This is a genomic window from Paenibacillus sp. DMB5 (genome assembly GCF_001517085.1).
Classification (GTDB): Bacteria; Bacillota; Bacilli; order Paenibacillales; family Paenibacillaceae; genus Paenibacillus_AQ.
Map to the genome: position 1 here is coordinate 28,920 of NZ_LRAC01000003.1, position 18,852 is coordinate 47,771.

Consider the following 18,852-nt stretch of genomic DNA (forward strand, 5'->3'; position numbering starts at 1 on the left):
GCTGCCATCCCTGAACACGATGAAATCCGGCGCGGTGACAGCGCTGATCTGCGCCATATGTCTTGGCCTTCCGCTGATAATCGGGTTCGCCAGTGCACAGCTCAGTGCCTCCGACAGTATGCAGGGAGCCATTCTGGCAGGGCTGCTCTTTCCCGCCTTCCTGCTGGCACTGCTGAAGCCCAAACAGCTGATTGCCTACACGCTGCTTATCTGGGCAGTGGCCCCGGAGCTGCGGCGGATCGCCGACTGGTCGGAAGGTGTGTACCATTCCGTATCCCTGCTCAGCCTGGCGCCGCTGCTGACGGGTGCAACCCTTGCCATCCCGGTGCTGCGGGAGATTCACCGGATCCGCAAGTCGTCATCCCGGATCATTCTGTTGTTCTCGGTGGCGCTGGCTTACGGAGCAATGATCGGGCTGGCCAAGAACGGCGTGGGCTCGGTGTACGATCTGGCGAACTACATCGTACCGCTGCTGCTGATTCCGTTCTTTGCAGTTACCCGGTTCACGCCGAAGGATATTGACCGGCTGCTGTACGCTTTTGCCAACATTGCAGTGCTGGTAGCCATCTACGGCATCATCCAGTATCTGACCGTTCCGCCATGGGATGCCTTCTGGATGCGCAATGCCGATATGATCTCCATCGGAACGCCGTATCCGCTGGAAGTCCGGGTGTTCTCGACGCTGAATTCACCCGGGCCGGCCGCTACCTTTCTGGTATTCGCCCTCGTGCCGATGATTCTGGAGCGGAGATGGCAGGGCACTCTGCGCTGGGTCGGCGTACTGCTCGTCGTAATTTGCCTGCTGACCACCCTGGTCCGCTCGGCCTGGCTGGTGCTGCTGGTCATGCTGCTGGTCTACATCGCGTCCTCTCCTTCCAAAGGCAAGTGGAAGACGCTGCTCCAGCTGGGGTTTGTCGCCGCGGCACTGTTCTGGATCGTACCCAAGCTTCCGGGTGCAGAAGGGCTGGTCGCACGGATGGAGACATTAACCTCGGTACAGGAGGATCACTCCTACAATGAGCGGCTCGCCCTTTGGCAGAACATGGTACCACTGGTAGCCTCGAACCCCGTTGGCCAGGGAATCGGCAGTGTAGGTCAGAGTACCAAGCTGGGTAACGGAGGCGAACTTGGCGAGTACGGCAATATGGATAACGGGTTTATCGCATTGCTGCTCACCTTCGGAGTACTGGGGGCCTTGTTCTTCTTCGGCGCACTGGGCGTCGTCATCAAACAGATTGCCCAAAGGGTCACGAGCAAGGACAGTCTTCAGCCGTACGCCAGACTTTCACTGGCAGCCTGGACAGGAGCGGTAGTCAGCCTGTTATCCGATAACGGCTTCCCGGGACTGAAAGGATACCTGATCTGGATGCTGATCGGGCTGGGCCTCGGCGCCAAAGAGATTATTGAGAGTAGAAAGAAGGGAACACCGCATGCAGCAGTCGAACGCCAAATCACTTCCCACTAGCGCGGTCTGGTCCTCGCTCAAGAGGTTTACCAAGAGCAAGAACAACAGCTCGGCGCAGTCAAAACCATGATGGTCAGCGTGCTGATCCTGCTGGTCAATATGCTGACCGGCGTGCTGACCGCCCGCTACCTCGGACCTTCCGGCCGCGGGGAACAGACGGCGATGGTGAGCTGGTCACAGTTCCTGGCGTTCAGCATGAGCTTCGGGATTCCGTCGGCGCTGATATACAACGCCAAGAAGAACCCCGATGAAGCCGGGGTGCTGTACCGGGTTGCGCTGCTGATCGGCCTGGGTTTCGGGATAATAGCGATGACAGTAGGGATTTTCGTTCTGCCGTACTGGCTCGATTCCTTCAGTTCAGAGGTTGTGCTGTTTGCGCAAGTGTCCATGATCCTGTGCCCGCTGATTGTGGTTTCACAGATCAACAATGCGGCCTTTCAGTTCAGGGGGGATTACAAAACCTTCAACTGGCAGCGGTATCTGGTGCCGCTTCTGACGCTGGCGGTCATCGGCATTCTGATCCTTACCGGCAGTATGAATCCATATACTACCGCTCTGGCTTATCTGGTTCCTTCGGTACCCCTGTTCATCTGGATGACGCTGCTCCTGCTGCGTACCTACAAAGTAAAGATGAGAAACACTTACCGTAATTTCAAGAGACTGTTCACCTACGGGCTTGGCTCTTACGGTAATGACCTGCTCGGCCAGTTCTCTACATACATTGACCAGATCATTATCGCCGGCCTGCTGCGGCCGGCGACCTGGGGCTGTATGCCGTGGCGGTAAGCCTGTCGCGGATGGTCAACTTTTTCTCGAATTCCATTACTGTGGTGCTGTTCCCGAAAGCCTCCGAGCTTTCGAAAGATGAAGCAATCTCGCTGACCTTCAAGGCTTTCCGGATCAGCACCACCTGCACCCTGCTCGGCGCACTGTTCCTGATGCTGGTGGCCCCCTTTGTTATCCCGCTGTTGTACGGCAAGGATTTCAACACCGCACTGACGGTATTCCGGCTGCTGCTGCTGGAGGTAACGATCAGCGGAGGCACCCTGATTCTGGCTCAGACCTTCATGGCGCTCGGCAAACCGAAGTTTGTATCCATCCTGCAGGGGGTGGGGCTGCTGCTGGTAATCCCGCTGCTCTTCCTGCTGGTGCCAAAGTTCGGATTGTTCGGAGCGGGAGTGGCGATGCTGTCATCGGCAATCCTGCGCTTCCTGTTCATAATTCTTAATATCAGATACAACCTGAAAGTTAAGCTTCCCCGCCTGCTGATCAGCAGGGAAGACATCCAATGGATGAAGACAACGATGAATTCTTACATCCGCAAGAAACCCGCGGATCCAGTAGTTAAGTAAAGGAGGAGACCTTCATGGATTCAGTAACAAGCGTGCTTGGCAGCCCGGGCAGTTACCCGATTTCGGTTGTCATCATTGCTCAGGATGACGAAGTTCGCATATCCAAAGCAATTCAGTCCTGCCGGCCCTTCGCGGACGAGGTAGTCGTAATCGACGGAGGAAGCAAGGACGGGACGGTGCAGCTGGCTGAAAGCCTCGGCTGCCGGGTATACGTCAACCCGTGGCCAGGATATGCCAAACAAAGGGAATTCGGAGTGGAACGCGCCGTCCATGATTGGGTCTTCCTGATTGATACCGACGAAGTGGTCAGCGATGAGCTGGCACAGGATATTCTGCATCGCAAGCCGGGGCTGACAGACCGGGGCGTAGCCTTCTCGCTTTACCGGATCGGTGATTTCCTGGGCAGATGGCTGGACAAAGGGGAGTACCTGGTCCGCCTGTACAACCGCAAGGAGTACGGCATCCGCAATTCCCTGGTGCATGAGATGCCCGAGGTTGAGGAGGAACGGACGGTCCGGCTGAACGGAGTGCTTTGGCATCAGGGCTTCCGCAGCATCAACGACCATGTGGCCCGCTTCAACAAATACACCGACCTGGAGGCACAGGCGGCATTTGAGAAAGGTAAGCCGTTCAAGCTGAGAAACCTGCTGCTGCGGCCGCCGGCACGCTTCCTGCAGAAGTACTTCCTGCATGGCCTGTTCAAGAAAGGCATTTCCGGATTTGCGGTATCCGTATTCTGGGTGATGTATGAATTCATGGTCGGCTTCAAGCTTTACGAATTAACCAGCTCCGGCAGGCTGGCCCGGCATAACGCGCAGGGCCAGGCGGAGAAAGGGAAGAAGGGGGAGAGAAGCTATGCCGTACAGTGACGGACTGAACATTATGACGACCGGCCTCAGCTGGCCCTCGCTGCAGCCCGGCGGGCTCAACACGTATTTCAAATCTGTATGTGAGCAGCTCTCCACACGCAATCAGGTGCATGCGCTGATCTGCAGCCAGGAGACACCGCCGACTCCCAAGGATCTGATTATCCATAATGCGGGCGATCCCAAGGAGACGATCTGGAAGCGCAGGGATGCCTTCCAGCGTAAAGCGGCAGACCTGATGGGCAGCGGCAGCGGACGCATCGACATCCTGTACTCGCACTTTGCCCCTTACGGCGTAGGGCCGGCGATTGAGGCAAAGAAGCGGGGGATTCCGGTCATCATGACCTTCCACGGTCCCTGGAATGAAGAGATGAAGATCGAGGGCCAGGGCATCAAGCACCGGGTCAAGACGACCATCGCCAAGTCCATCGAACGCAAAGCCTACAAGCTGGCAGATAAATTTATTGTCCTTAGCGAGTACTTCCGCGACATGCTGCATCAGCTGCACGGAGTGCCGCTGCACAAGATTGTCGTGATCCCGGGTGCGGCCAACATCGAACGCTTTGTTCCGGCGAACAACCGGCTGGCGGTACGGCGGACACTGAATCTGCCGGAAGGGGCAACCACCGTGCTGACCGTGCGGCGGCTGATGAACCGCATGGGGCTGCTACAGCTGCTGGATGCCTGGAAACAGGTGTCCGAGCGCTTCCCGAACGCGATTCTGCTGATCGGCGGCAAAGGGCCGCTGCGCGGCGAGCTTGAAGAAAAAATCGCCGATTACGGCCTTGGCAACAAGGTCCGGCTGCTCGGATATATTCCTGACCATGAGCTGGCCTCCTACTACCAGGCAGCCGACATGTTCGTGGTTCCCTCACAGGCGCTGGAGGGCTTCGGGCTCATTACCGTCGAGGCATTGTCCTCCGGACTTCCGGTTATGGCTACCCCGGTAGGCGGCAACAAGGAAATTCTCCAGGGCTTCCGGCCGGAGCTGCTGTTCAAGAGTGCAGCCAGCGACGATATGGCAGAGGGTATGATTCATATGCTCAGCAACCGCAAGCTCCTGCCGAGCCGTGAAGAATGCCGTGGCCATGTACTTGAGAAGTACACCTGGCAGCATGTCGGGGATCAGGTTGAATCGGTATTTCTGCAGACTTTGGGAAAGGGTGTGGCCGCAGGATGCTAAAAGTCGCCTATATTGATCACACCGCCAAGTGGAGCGGAGGAGAGGTTGCCTTATTCAATATCCTCACCAATATCGGAGAAAATGTGCAGCCGCTCGTCATTCTGGCCGAAGAAGGGGCGCTTGCTGAACGGCTGCGCGAAAAGGGCATTGATGTCCGCGTCATTCCGCTGGATGAGAGCATCCGCAGCCGCGGCCGCAACGCAGTCAATCTTGGTGCTCCGGCAGCAGCTATCAAGCTGCTGGCCTACGGCAGCAAGCTGGCTCCCCTGCTGAAGCAGGAGAAGGTGGACTGCGTGCATACCAATTCGCTGAAATCAGCGTTCTACGGTGCAGTCGCCGCCAAGAAAGCGGGCGTGCCGCTGATCTGGCATATCCGGGACCATATCGGAGCCCCTTACTTAAAGCCGGTGGTCGCCAAGGCCATCCGCACGATGTCGCGCATGCTGCCAAACGGGGTCATCGCCAATTCGCACTCTACGCTGAGCGCTCTGGAGCTGCCGCAGACGAAAAAGACACTCGTGGTCTACTCCGCCTTCGCCAAGGCGATCAGTGAAGGGACCCGCAGACGGGACCAGAAGGATTTCAACGTGCTGCTGGTCGGACGGCTGGCACACTGGAAAGGACAGCATGTCGTGCTGGAGGCAGCCAAGGCCTTCAAGCAGGACAGCAGAGTGAAATTCTGGCTGGCCGGCGATGCGCTGTTCGGAGAAGAGGAATACAAACAGGAATTGATCCGGACTATTCAGCAGAATGAGCTGACCAATGTCAGTCTGCTGGGCCATGTGGATGACATACAGGGATTAATGCAAAAAGCCGATCTGCTGATTCACACGTCGGTTACGCCTGAGCCGTTCGGTCAGGTCATTGTTGAAGGCATGGCAGCCGGGCTGCCGGTCATCGCCTCGAATGAAGGCGGGCCTGTAGAGATTGTAGTACCGGGTGTAACCGGAATGCTGATCCAGCCTGGAGACGCAGGGATACTCGCAGAATCCATCACATGGATGCTGGAACATCCCGAGGAGCGCAGACGGATGGCCGAGAATGGAACGAAACGGGTGAAAGAGCATTTTGTCATCGAGAATACCGTCAAGGACATTGTTGATTACTACAAAGGACTGCTGGCGGCAACCTGATTGTGCTTGATGATGCGGCTCCATAAAACTTTGAGGATGATTCACATGAAAATTGCGATAGCGCACGATTACTTAATCCAAATGGGCGGGGCGGAAAGAGTAGTGGAGGTATTCCACCACATGTATCCGGAGGCTCCGATCTTCACAACCGTGTTTAACGGAAGCCGATTGACCGACAACCTCAAAGACGCGGACATTAGGGCCTCCTGGCTGCAGAAAATTCCGGGAGTGAAGACCAATTTTAAAGGGGTGCTGCCGCTATATCCCATGGCCATCCGTGATCTGGATTTTCGCGGATATGATATCGTCCTAAGCTCCAGCAGTGCTTTTATGAAAAGCATTCAGGTGCCCGAATCGACGTTCCATCTCTGCTATTGCCATACGCCGATGCGCTTTGCCTGGGATTATGACACTTACATGGAGCGGCAGACCAATTCCGGACTGTTCAAAAGACTGCTGAAGATTTACATGCAGCGGCTCAAGACCTGGGATCAGCGGACGAGTAAAAATGTTAACCAGTTCGTAGCCAACTCTTCCGTCGTGAAGACGCGGATTCAGAACTATTATCACCGCGATGCGGATATTATCTTCCCGCCAATCAACACCGCACGCTTCAGCAGCTCGAATTCAATCGGCGACTACTACCTGATCGTCTCACGGCTCGTGTCCTACAAGCGCATCGATCTCGCAGTGGAAGCTTTTAACCGCAACGGGCTGAAGCTGTTCATCGTCGGTGACGGACCGGACCGCAAGCGTCTGGAAGGCATGGCCAAGGGCAATGTGTCCTTCCTGGGCCGGCTGGAGGATTCCGAGGTAACGGGGCTTATGTCACAGTGCCGGGCTTTTATTTTTCCGGGCGAAGAGGATTTCGGTATTACGCCGCTGGAGGCGAATGCTGCAGGAAGACCGGTTATTGCTTACCAGGCCGGAGGGGCGCTGGATACAATCGTGCCTTATGTGAACGGCGTATTTTTTCAGCATCAGGAAGTTGACGATTTACTGAAGGCCATAAACGAAGTGGAGTCCTACGCATGGGATATCGGCCGGATTATGGGGCATGCCCGCAAGTTCGATGAACAGGCGTTTATGGTGCAGTTCAAGCAGTATGTAGAGCAAGCCTACGTTAATTTCCTAAAAGGAGGATGATTGTATGAAGCTGGCAGTTATCGGTACCGGCTATGTCGGTCTTGTATCAGGCGTGTGCTTTACATTGAATGGAAACCATGTGATTTGCGTCGATAAGGATGAGGAAAAAATCAACAAGCTTAACCGGATGGAATCCCCGATATACGAACCGGGCATTGAGGCATTGATTGAAATGAATCTGCGTGAAGGCAGACTGTCCTTTTCAGCGGATCTCAAGGAGTCGGTACGCCGCTCCGATATCGTGATCCTGGCTGTAGGAACACCGTCATTGCCTGGCGGCGAAGCCGATTTACAGTATATCGAAGGGGCTGCCGCTGAAATTGCAGATGCCATGGAAGGCTACAAAATCATCATGACCAAGTCCACGGTTCCGGTCGGAACGAATGAACGAATCCGCAAGCTCATCGCTTCCCGCACCAATCACCCCTTCGATATTGTCTCCGCTCCAGAATTCCTGCGTGAAGGCTCCGCGATCCGCGATACCCTGCACCCGGACCGAATCGTTATCGGTCTAGACAATCCGCAGCTTGAGCCGACTATGCGCCAGCTTCATCAGGGCTTCACGGAAAACATCTTCGTAACGGATATCCGCAGCGCGGAAATGATCAAATATGCATCCAATGCATTCCTGGCGACCAAAATCTCCTTCATCAACGAGATCGCCAACATTTGTGAAAAGGTGGGAGCCGACGTGACCATGGTGGCGGAAGGTATGGGGATGGACCGGCGAATCGGCTCCTCGTTCCTGCAGGCCGGCATCGGCTACGGAGGCTCCTGTTTCCCGAAAGATACCAATGCCCTGATCCAGATTGCCGGCAACGTGGACTACGAGTTCAAGCTGCTGAAATCGGTAGTCGAGGTGAACAAGGACCAGCGGTTTATGATTATCTCCAAGCTGCATGAATCGCTCGGCAGCCTGCGCGGCGCCGTGATCGGCATCTGGGGCCTGGCCTTCAAGCCGAATACCGATGATGTACGCGAGGCTCCGGCACGCGAAATAGTGGAGGCACTGGTAGCGGAGGGCGCTACAGTGAAGCTGTACGATCCGATCGCCGCATCCAACTTCCGTGCACAGTACGACCATCCGCAGCTGCGCTGGTGCGGTGTGCCGGAAGAAGCTGCAGAAGGCAGTGATGCTGTCTGCCTGCTGACCGACTGGGCACAGTTCAAGGATATTGATCTGCATCACCTGTCCGGCACCATGCGCCGCCAGATCCTGATCGACGGGCGCAACGTCTACTCGAAGGAGCAGATTGAGGGCACGGGCCTTGAGTATCATTCTGTCGGCCGTCCGCAGATGGGCGGGCTTAGCGGATATTCTCCGGTTGCCGGTGCGGTTTAAAGGTTAGGCTATACGCTTTTACGCTTGTAAGCTTTTAAATCTAGTGTCTTTTGCATAGTGCAAAACTCTGACCTAACTACAGCTCTTGATTTTTAGCACTTAATTTTTAGCTCTTAATCTTTAGCTGCCGCTCAACCAAGCGGCGATTCCGGATCTTTAGCAGGGAGCCTTCCCTGCGAGACAGCAAACAGCTTACCTGTTGTAAAAAGGATCGGAGAGGAATTTTGGAGCTGTAGGAGCGTTAGCGTCCGCCTGAAAGCTTTCCGCAGGAAAGCTCGCTTCGGAAGCATATGCTGTCTCGATTTCTACCGCGGCCAGCGGTTCAAAGCAGGAAATCCGAAGACAACAGCGGCCGAAAGCCCAAACATTCCTTGCAGTGACCCTTACAACAGAAACGGTTTTGCTTTCCTGCAACATACAGCTCCCAATAACAATCCGAAATTTTCGCGTCACATATACCAAGGAGGGGTTCCCATGAAACTAGTACTTCTATCAGGCGGTTCAGGTAAACGGCTCTGGCCATTGTCCAACGACTCTCGCTCCAAGCAATTTCTGAAAGTACTGGAAAGCCCGGCGGGTGAACCGGAATCAATGGTGCAGCGGGTCTGGAGACAGCTGGATGAAGCAGGGATGACGGGCTCATCCTACCTCGCTACAGGCCGCAGCCAGGTGGAGTCCATCCAGAGCCAGCTCGGCAGTCATGTGCCGATTATCGTGGAGCCGGAACGCCGCGATACCTTCCCGGCCATTGCGCTGACAGCGGCTTACCTGTATTCCATTGCCGGCGTTTCCCCGGCGGAAACAGTGGCCATTCTGCCTGTCGATCCGTATGTGGAGGCATCCTTCTTCGATACGGTAATCCGGCTGGAGCAGACGATGGAGGAGAGCGGCGCGAACCTGGCGCTGATGGGCGTAGTGCCTGAACATGCCTCAGAAAAATACGGATATATTATTCCTACCAGTGATGCGGCGGGGGCAAGCGGCTACCTGCAGGTAAGCCACTTCCAGGAAAAGCCTGACCGTGTGCAGGCAGAAGGGCTCATCAGCAAGGGCGCCCTTTGGAACTGCGGCGTATTCGCTTTCCGCCTCGGTTATCTGCTGGATATTCTGCAGAGCAAGGGTCTGCCGCTTAACTACGAAGAGCTGCAGAAGCAATACAAACTGATGGCTTCCATCAGCTTTGATTACGAAGTGGTTGAAAAAGAGGAGAAAATCGTCGTTCAGCCGTATGCAGGCTTCTGGAAGGATCTTGGCACATGGAATACGCTGACCGAAGAAATGAGCAGCAATCTGGTCGGTAAAGGGGTAGTAACCTCTGATTCCGAACGGACCTGCCTGATCAATGAGCTGGATATTCCGATTACCGTTATCGGGGCCAAAGATCTGATCATCGCCGCCAGTCCTGACGGAATTCTTGTTACGCATAAGGCGGAAAGCCCGCGCATCAAGGAAGTGCTCAAATCTCATGAACAAAGACCGATGTACGAAGAACGCCGCTGGGGCCACTACAAGGTAATTGACTATGTGAAATATGATGAGGGCAATGAAGTGCTGACGAAACGGATTTTTATCGAGCAGGGGAAAAATATCAGCTACCAGCTTCATCACAAACGCAGTGAAATCTGGACCTTTGTGAGCGGGGAGGCCAGCATCGTCATCAATGAAAAGATGCATAAGGTAAAGGCAGGCGATGTTGTCCGCATCCCTGAAGGGACCAAGCATGCCATCCTGGCGCTGACAGATGTGGAGTTTATCGAGGTGCAGAGCGGCTCCGAGCTGGTGGAAGAGGATAACATCCGGATTACGCTCGATTGGGAGGACATTGAATTACACCAGTTTATTTCATAGGTCTAATTTATCTATTTAACCAATTGTGAAAAGTGTGAAACGGGTATTTGGAACTATTTATTAAGATTTATTCATTTTTGCTATAAACCTACAACTTCATAGAGTCGATACTTACGGTAAGAAGGATATTTCCTTCCAAAACGACAAAGGCAAACCTACTCGAAAGATAGGGACGCAAAGCTATAGGGCCTCTACCAAGTGGCAGCCTGGCTACCGAAAGGAAGATGAATGTTGAAAGCTTACCGTAAGTCTCGCCTGTTGTCTGCCGTATTGTCCGTGGCCGTTTTATTGTCCGCTGTACCTATAGGGTTAGGTTTTGCACCGTCATCTGCGCAAGCAGCTTCCGTGACCGGAGTACCAGTAAATCCCAATGCTTCAGCAGAGGCAGTCAAGCTGCTGGACAAAATGTACGCCATCTCCGGGAAGGGGATTATTACAGGACAGCATGACTATTTCGAAAGTCCGGATGAAATCAGCAACAAGCTGAAGACCATAAGCGGACAGTATGCCGCATTGCACGGCTATGAGCTTGGAGCGATCGGCGGACAGACAGAGAGTGGGGTAGCTGCGCAGCGCAAGAACATCGTCTGGAGCGCCACCAACTGGCACAAAGCCGGCGGTATCGTAGCAATGACGTTTCACCAGAATCTGCCCGGCACCAAATATGAGTGGGGCAATGTACAGAAAAACATCAGCCAGGCTGATTTTAACAAGTATGTAACACCTGGAACTGCGGAGTATAATGCCCTGATTACTGATCTGGATAAAGTAGCTGTTTCGCTCAAAAGTTTACGGGACGCAGGGGTTCCCATCCTCTGGAGACCCTATCATGAAATGAACGGCGGCTGGTTCTGGTGGGGCAAGAAAAATAACTTTGCTCAATTGTGGAATATCATGTATGACCGTTTCGTCAACGTTCATCAATTAAACAATTTGCTGTGGGTGTGGAATCCGAATGCTCCCAATTCCAATTCCGATCCCTACGAGCTGACTTATCCGGGTGCGGATAAAGTGGATGTGCTCGCAGTAGATATATATAATAATGACTTTTTGAACCAATATTATAACAGTCTTCTCAGCCTGGCCGCCGGCAAACCGATTGGTATCGGTGAAAACGGTGAAATGCCGAGCATTGCCAAGCTGAAGCTTTCCCAGCAAAACTATGTTTTCATGATGAACTGGGGAAAAATGCTGTATGAAAACAACAGTAATGATACCATCAAAAACTTTATGAACGACAGCTATACCCTGACCCGTGACAAGTATAAGGTATGGGCCGCACCGACAGCGACGCCGACGCCGACAGCAACACCGACACCGACACCGACAGTAAAGCCAACGGCTACGCCAACACCGGTGCCAACAGCTACACCGGTACCGACAGTGAAGCCAACAGCAGTTCCGGTGCCAGCTCCGGATTCTGCAGTGCAGGAGCCGGCGGTTAACGGGCTCAAAGGTGAGTATTTCAAGAATATGACGCTGTCCGGTACTCCGGCGCTTGTGCGTAATGATGCACAGATTAACTACAGCTGGCGTCAGGCGGCTCCGGATCCGGTACTTCCGGTAGACGGTTTTTCCATCCGCTGGACCGGCCAGATCAAACCGTCCTACAGTGAAACTTACCAGTTCTTTACTAACTCGGACGACGGCATCCGTGTCTGGGTCAATGGCACAGCAGTCATCGACAGCTGGATGAAGCAGAGCGGTACCGAGCGTACCGGCAGCATTGCCCTGCAGGCCGGACAATTATACGACATTAAAGTAGAATATTATGAGAATGCCGGCGATGCCAGCGTCCGCCTGATGTGGCAGAGCCCGAGCCAGGCGAAGGTAGTTGTTCCAACCGGCGCACTGTTTGTTAAGAATACGGCATCCAGCCAGGCAGCGGTAGCAGCAACACCAGTACCAACGGCTACGCCTGCTCCAACTGCAGCACCAACACCAGTACCAACGGCTACGCCTGCTCCAACTGCAGCACCAACACCAGTACCAACGGCTACGCCTGTGCCAACTGCAGCACCAACACCAGTACCAACAGAATCACCGGTGCTGGCTGTCAAACCGGGACTGGCTCCGGATTCGGTATTGCAGGAACCGGCGGTTAACGGGCTCAAAGGTGAGTATTTCAAGAATATGACGCTGTCCGGTACTCCGGTGCTTGTGCGTAATGATGCACAGATTAACTACAGCTGGCGTCAGGCGGCTCCGGATCCGGTACTTCCGGTAGACGGTTTTTCCATCCGCTGGACCGGCCAGATCAAGCCGGCCTACAGCGAAACTTACCAGTTCTTTACTAACTCGGACGACGGCATCCGTGTCTGGGTTAACGGCACAGCGGTCATCGACAGCTGGATGAAGCAGAGCGGTACCGAGCGTACCGGCAGCATTGCCCTGCAGGCCGGACAATTATACGACATTAAAGTAGAATATTATGAGAATGCCGGCGATGCCAGCGTCCGCCTGATGTGGCAGAGCCCGAGCCAGGCGAAGGTAGTTGTTCCAACCGGCGCACTGTTTGTTAAGAATTCTGCTGACAATACAGCAGTTACAGCTTCGCTGGCATCGGCAGCAGCAATAACGGTAACAGCAGTAACGGTAACAGCAACACCGGCGCCAACAGCAACACCGGTGCCAACTCCTACAGCTGCACCAACACCAGCGCCAACACCGGCACCAACACCAGCGCCATCACCGGCGCCAACACCAGTACCATCAGCCACACCTGCACAAGCGGCGGCTGTAAACGGACTGCAGGCAGAATATTTTAACAATATTCAGCTTAGCGGTGCTCCGGCACTGGTGCGCACCGATGCTGTGCTGGACTTCAACTGGCGCCAGGGCACGCCCGATGCAGCGATAGGGATTGATTTTTTCTCCGTACGCTGGAGCGGCAAAATTAAACCGCTGTACAGCGAAAACTACAACATATATACCACTTCAGATGACGGCATCCGCGTCTGGGTCGATGGTAACCTGATCATCGACAGCTGGGTGAAGCAGAGCGGAACCGAACGTGTAGGAAGCATCAGCCTGCAGGCCGGGCAATTATATGATATTAAAGTAGAATATTACGAGAACCAAGGAGATGCAAGGGCAAGACTGATGTGGGAAAGTGCCAGCCAACTCAAGGAGGCTGTTCCTGCCAGTGCCTTATTCCTGCCTTCCGTTTCTGATCAGGAAACGGAGTGTGTTCTGCCCAGTTCTTCGCCGTCACTGATGCTGGTTGAGCTGTTACAATACTAAATCCTCAAAGTCCACCTAATGGGCCCTGCTTACCGGCAGGGCTACTAAGCTATAGTCCTCATCTGGTTGCAAGAATAGGAATCCCTGCCGGGAACCCTTTTTTGGCACCTGTGCGGCTATGCGGCTGGAGAAAGGAGATAACATTGAACACTTACCGCAAGTACCGGCTGTACACCACTGTCCTGCCCATTATCTTTATCCTTTCTTTGCTGCCCTGGTCTGAGGTGCGCAGTCTTCCTGTTGCTCATACACCGGTAGGCCCGGCAGCAGAAATTACCCCGATTAATCCTGACGCTTCCCCGGAAGCAGAAGATTTACTAAGCTATCTGATAAGCCTGAGCGGTACCGGACTGATTTCCGGGCAGCATGACTATCTGGAGAGTCCTGATGAATTTAACAAAAAGCTGAAGTCAATAAGCGGGCAGTCCGCCGTGCTGCATGGCTATGAGCTCGGAGCAATTGGCAATCAGCCGAAATCCCTTATAGCCCAGCAGCGCCAGTGGGTTGTGGACAGTGCGATCAGCTGGCATGAGGGCGGAGGCATCGTAGCGATGACCTTCCATCAGAATCTGCCCGGAACCTCTGACGAATGGAAGAATGTCAAGATGGGGTTAAGCCAGGAGAAGTTTGATGCCTATGTGACTCCGGGTACCGCAGAATATAACAAGCTGATTGCTGATATTGATGAAATTGCCGTTTATCTGGAACAGCTGCAGGAAGCCGGAGTTCCGGTGCTGTGGCGGCCTTATCATGAAATGAACGGGGGCTGGTTCTGGTGGGGGGAGAAGGATAACTTCGTCAAGCTCTGGGACATTATGTACAGCCGCCTGACCCGTACACACGGGCTGAATAATTTGCTGTGGGTCTGGAATCCGAATGCGCCTAATGAATCGTCTGATGAATATGATCCTTATTTTCCGGGTATCGACAAGGTGGATATTCTGGCTGCAGATATTTACAATAATGACTTCAGGCAATCCTACTATGATAAGCTGCTGAGACTTGCACAAGGAAAGCCGATCGGCATCGGGGAAAGCGGAGAGCTTCCAGACCCTGTAACATTGTCTCAAACCCAAAGTAAATGGGTATATACGATGACATGGGGGAAAATGCTGACGGAGAATAATAACAACCAGAAAATTACCAGTTTTATGAACAATAAATACATTGTTTCAAGGGATGACTATATTGTTAACCTGGCCAGCAAGGTAGACAAGACAGCCGCTGTTCAGGCCAAAGGATTAAGGGCACAGTATTTCAATAATATTGACCTGACCGGCGGTGCGGAACTGATCCGCAATGACAGTAAGATCGACTTTAACTGGCATCAGAATTCACCGGCGGTCGGAATCCGGAAAGATCTTTTTTCCGTCCGCTGGACCGGAACCATTAAGCCTTTATACAGCGAAAGATATACCTTTATATCCTCCTCGGATGACGGAGTCCGCGTCTGGATCGGCGGCAGGCTGATTATCGACAGCTGGAAGAAGCAGAGCGGCGACAGCCGGGAGGGAAGTATACTGCTGAAAGCCGGAACCCCATATGACATCAAAGTCGAATATTATGAGGATCATGGCAACGCAAGCATTGGTTTACAATGGAAGAGCGCCAGTCAGAAGCAGGGAGTTATTCCCCCGAGCGCATTGACTCCTCCTAAGTAATCTACTCCCGGAAGAAAGCGAGGACAAGGGAATGAGGACCAGAAATAAGAAGAAAAAAACCATTAAACCTCTTCATCTACTGCTAAAATTCGCAGCTTTAGCCATCTTGTTTCTAGTGTCTATTTCTGTCTTCGGAGAGGACGGCACGAAACGGGGCGAGGTGGAGGTAGACATGACCAAACTGTCATCAGCAAGTGATGCAGGCCCGCAGTTGCCTGACGGGACAGTGCTGTGGCAGCTTGGCAAGCAGGACGGATCGTCCGCAGAATTTGCGGCAGCTACTTCTGCCGGTGTCAAAGCCGCCTATACTGTTTCTTCCGCCTCCGGCAAGACGCCTTCAAATCTTCAGAGCGTACCTTCGGGGCTGAGAGGGGATACCAATCCTGAGCTGAGTATCACCTACAATTTGTATAAGATCCCGGAGAACGGGGTCTTATTTCGCGTAAGCATCATTGATGCCTACAAATCTGTCCCCCAGATGAGTGTTTTCTCCAACAGCCAGCTGTCCGGCATCATCCAGATTGCCGGTGTGGCCGGCACAGACAACGAGTACAGTTTCCGCAAAAGCTATGAGCTTTATATACCCAAAGAGCAGCTTACAGCAGGGAGCAACGAATTGAAGCTGCAGGCTGCCCGGGGAATCTATTCGTCAAGTATGGAAGATAAGTACAACTGGTGGACCTGGGATGCCCTTAGTCTGGAATCGCTGAATGAGCCGATTCAGGAGCCCATTCATGGCAGCTACACACTGACGGGCACTATGGTCAACAATAAGCAGTTTTATTTTGACGAAGGTGCGGTTACCCATCTGCCTTACATTATGAAATGGCTGGGTATAGCATACAGCGGCAACGTTATGCGTACCAGCTGTGCCAGTGATGTCGGCCGCTCCTGCTCCAACATGGCGGATTATTACAAAGTGCTGCAGGATTACAATATGCAGTCAGTGGCTCTCTACCTGCATACCGGCGATATCAAGCTGAATGCTGACGGCTCACTGCCGGCGGATGCTGAGAAAAAGCTGACAGATTACTTCGAGCAATACAGCCCTTATTTTCAATATTATGAGGTGGATAATGAGCCTGGGCTATTTAACCGTTCCAAAGCCGTTAATCTTGCCATCGCCGAATGGCTGAATACGAAGGGTAAGACCATTGCCCCGCATCTGCAGACTGTTGCCCCGGGCTGGGCCTACTGGCCTGAGTATAGAACAGATTCCTGCGGCAATCAGAAAGGGACTGTCAAACAGTGCGGCGATCCTGACGGCTGGGAGCGTGATCCTGAGCAGAGGGCCGAGCTGGAAGAGGTTACGGATTTGACAAACGGGCATTCCTACGGGGACTCCTATATTTTCAGCGACGGGGGCAGCTTCACCGAGAATCTCAAAACCTTCGGCGGTGCGGCAGACGGACTCAGCAAAAAAATGCTGACCACTGAATTCGGTACTTCGGATTCACATGTCGATGCGTACCAGTACGGGGCTTCCGAGCCTACGGCAGCGGTATTTGACCGGATCATGCGCGCCCATATCGGTTACGCGGATATGTTTGTGCAGCATGCGGCCTTCTTCAAAAATTTCAGCCTGTTTAAATATGGCTTTAATCTGGAAGAGCATGATCCGGCCAAGACGGAAATCTATTACACCAAAGAAAATGAGGACTCCCGGGTGAGCATTATGCGCAGGCTGAGTCTGGCTTATGCCACGCATGGAGCACCATTAACCTATCAGATCACCAATAAGGATGAGCTGGCCGACAAGCTTGTCTATGTCCGGGCTGTAGACACCTCGACCCTGGAGCCGCTGGCCGGCAGCGGGGCTACATCCAATAAGGTACTGGTGAATTTCGTTAACTTTGAAGAAACAGAACAAAAAGTTACGGTTAAGGTCACTATGCCTGAAAAGACGGTATACGAAGGGGAACGTTTCGGCGACGGGGATACGTATGAGGCAGCGCGCAGTTATGTATCCGGAAAAAATGCAGCGCCTGAGCTCGAATTCACCGAGACTTTAGCACCGGGAGAAGCGGTCCAGTATATACTGGAGCCTTCTTCCAAGGTGGCGGATGCTGCACCGCAGGGCTTCAAGGCACAGGCAGCAAAAGGGCTATCCATGAAGCTGAGCTGGCTGGAGGCTCCCGGAGCAAGCTATGAGGTGCTCCGGGCCGACGGCTCCGGCGGGGATATGAAGGTTGTAGCGACGAATGTGCAGAGCACCGGCTATACTGACAGCAAGCTGCAGGAGGGAACGCTTTATACCTATGCAGTAAGAGTTACCGGTTCGCGTCTTTTGTCGGATAAAGTGCAGATTACTGCTACAGGTCTGGTTCCGCTGGATCGTTCAGCTTGGAAGGTCTCGTCCAACATCAGTACCAGCGTATCTAATCCTGGCGGTGCCATAGACGGGGACCGGCGCACACGCTGGGATACAGGCAAGCATCAGGCATCAGGAGAATATTTTCAGATCGATCTCGGAAAAGCCTACACTGTAGAGGCGGTTGAGCTCGATTATACTTTGTCCTCCTATGACTATCCGCGCAGCTATGAGCTGTACGTTTCAGATGATGCTCAGAACTGGAAACGGGTGGTCAGCGGTAAAGGCCAGCTTAGCATGACCCGGATTTCTTTTCCTCAATTAAAGACACGTTATATCAAGATTCTGCAGACAGGAGCCGGAGGGAATTACTGGTCCATTCAGGAACTGCAGGTATACTCAAGAGAATAGGGTACAGGAGGGCAGCAACTCTGCATTCTTGTGAAGGGACCCCGCCGCTACCGGCAGGGTTTTTTGCTTTGTATAGGAAGGCGTGATTTGCGTATGCTAAAAAAGAAGCGGATAATCGCCCTGCTATGCTGTTTATGTCAGATTCTATCCCGCCGTCAGGTGATTTATGTCAATATAGCTGTACTCCGCTGATTGTGATACAAATAACAGGTTTCTCCTATTAGGTATGCTAGAATTTGCAGCAACAAAAGCAAAAAACAACCTTGCAGACAGCATATCACTGTGTTATATTGTATATAGATTTAGATTGAGTCTAAATACAATAACAAATAAATTCACTATAGGAGGCTATTTAGAATGAGTACTCAAGTCAATAATCAGACTGAACTGCACGCTGCATTGAACCGCCAGACTGCGAACTGGACCCTGCTCGGAGTGAAACTGCATCACTACCACTGGTATGTGAGCGGAACACAATTCTTCACCCTGCATGCCAAGTTCGAAGAGCTCTACACCGAGGCTGCCACCTATGTGGATGATCTGGCTGAACGTCTGCTCGCTATCGGCGGTAAGCCGGCTTCGTCAATGACCCAATATCTGGCCCTCTCCGGGCTGAAGGAAGCTGTCGGCGGCGAAAGTGCGAAAGAAATGGTTGCCCAGCTGATTAAGGATTTTGCACATGTCTCCGAAGAGCTCAAGAGTGCGATCTCCGCTGCGGAGGAGCTTAGTGACCAGCCGACGGCTGATCTTCTGATCGGAATCAGAACCAGTGTCGAGAAGAATGCCTGGATGCTGAACGCTTATCTGGCTTAATAACAGCTGCTTGATGAATTGCTGAGCTGCTCTGCCTGTGCAGGCTGCTGGAGCATTAAAGTGCCCGTGCGATAACCG

The 18,852-nt window shown here is 53.2% G+C and carries 12 protein-coding genes, 1 pseudogene and 1 riboswitch; all 13 genes and pseudogenes read left to right on the forward strand.

Annotated features, from left to right (window positions below; all coding sequences use genetic code 11):
* The first annotated feature begins 19 nt into the window (after positions 1 to 19).
* The 13 genes and pseudogenes from AWJ19_RS00635 (at position 20) to AWJ19_RS00695 (ending at position 18,774) form a co-directional block, all read left to right on the forward strand.
* Complete coding sequence (locus AWJ19_RS00635; protein ID WP_347231078.1) at positions 20 to 1,465, forward strand: O-antigen ligase family protein; 1,446 nt, start codon at positions 20 to 22, stop codon at positions 1,463 to 1,465.
* Between the two features lie 99 nt (positions 1,466 to 1,564).
* A pseudogene (locus AWJ19_RS36150) lies at positions 1,565 to 2,400 on the forward strand (oligosaccharide flippase family protein); the annotation flags it as partial.
* 3 nt (positions 2,401 to 2,403) lie between these two features.
* Positions 2,404 to 2,817: a polysaccharide biosynthesis C-terminal domain-containing protein gene (locus AWJ19_RS36155; RefSeq protein ID WP_241781555.1), complete on the forward strand. Its 414-nt coding sequence runs from the start codon at positions 2,404 to 2,406 to the stop codon at positions 2,815 to 2,817.
* Positions 2,818 to 2,831: 14 nt separating this feature from the next.
* Entirely contained in the window at positions 2,832 to 3,686 is an 855-nt protein-coding gene (locus AWJ19_RS00645; RefSeq protein WP_068720664.1) for a glycosyltransferase family 2 protein, read from the forward strand.
* A complete protein-coding gene (locus tag AWJ19_RS00650; RefSeq protein ID WP_068720666.1) occupies positions 3,673 to 4,866 on the forward strand; it encodes a glycosyltransferase family 4 protein in 1,194 nt (397 codons plus the stop codon). The genes AWJ19_RS00645 and AWJ19_RS00650 overlap by 14 nt, the downstream gene beginning before the upstream one ends.
* A complete protein-coding gene (locus AWJ19_RS00655) occupies positions 4,860 to 5,999 on the forward strand; it encodes a glycosyltransferase family 4 protein (protein WP_068720668.1) in 1,140 nt (379 codons plus the stop codon). The genes AWJ19_RS00650 and AWJ19_RS00655 overlap by 7 nt, the downstream gene beginning before the upstream one ends.
* 45 nt (positions 6,000 to 6,044) lie before the next feature.
* Complete coding sequence (locus tag AWJ19_RS00660; RefSeq protein WP_068720670.1) at positions 6,045 to 7,145, forward strand: glycosyltransferase; 1,101 nt, start codon at positions 6,045 to 6,047, stop codon at positions 7,143 to 7,145.
* A gap of 4 nt (positions 7,146 to 7,149) precedes the next feature.
* On the forward strand, positions 7,150 to 8,487 hold the full coding sequence (locus tag AWJ19_RS00665; RefSeq protein ID WP_068720673.1) for a UDP-glucose/GDP-mannose dehydrogenase family protein: 1,338 nt from the start codon (positions 7,150 to 7,152) through the stop codon (positions 8,485 to 8,487).
* Positions 8,488 to 8,961: 474 nt separating this feature from the next.
* Positions 8,962 to 10,335: a sugar phosphate nucleotidyltransferase gene (locus tag AWJ19_RS00675; protein ID WP_068720677.1), complete on the forward strand. Its 1,374-nt coding sequence runs from the start codon at positions 8,962 to 8,964 to the stop codon at positions 10,333 to 10,335.
* Positions 10,336 to 10,473: 138 nt separating this feature from the next.
* Positions 10,474 to 10,553, forward strand: a riboswitch (cyclic di-GMP riboswitch).
* A 13-nt stretch (positions 10,554 to 10,566) separates the two neighbouring features.
* Positions 10,567 to 13,578 carry a PA14 domain-containing protein gene (locus tag AWJ19_RS36160; RefSeq protein ID WP_241781544.1) on the forward strand — a complete coding sequence of 1,004 codons (3,012 nt, stop codon included), beginning with the start codon at positions 10,567 to 10,569 and terminating at the stop codon, positions 13,576 to 13,578.
* 143 nt (positions 13,579 to 13,721) lie between these two features.
* Positions 13,722 to 15,239, forward strand: a complete 1,518-nt coding sequence (locus tag AWJ19_RS00685; protein WP_068720680.1) for a glycosyl hydrolase — start codon at positions 13,722 to 13,724, stop codon at positions 15,237 to 15,239.
* Positions 15,240 to 15,411: 172 nt separating this feature from the next.
* Positions 15,412 to 17,961: a discoidin domain-containing protein gene (locus AWJ19_RS00690; protein WP_068720682.1), complete on the forward strand. Its 2,550-nt coding sequence runs from the start codon at positions 15,412 to 15,414 to the stop codon at positions 17,959 to 17,961.
* 357 nt (positions 17,962 to 18,318) lie between these two features.
* The gene (locus AWJ19_RS00695; protein ID WP_068720685.1) at positions 18,319 to 18,774 is read left to right on the forward strand and encodes a DNA starvation/stationary phase protection protein; all 456 of its coding nucleotides are present in this window, start codon (positions 18,319 to 18,321) and stop codon (positions 18,772 to 18,774) included.
* The last annotated feature ends 78 nt before the right edge of the window (positions 18,775 to 18,852 follow it).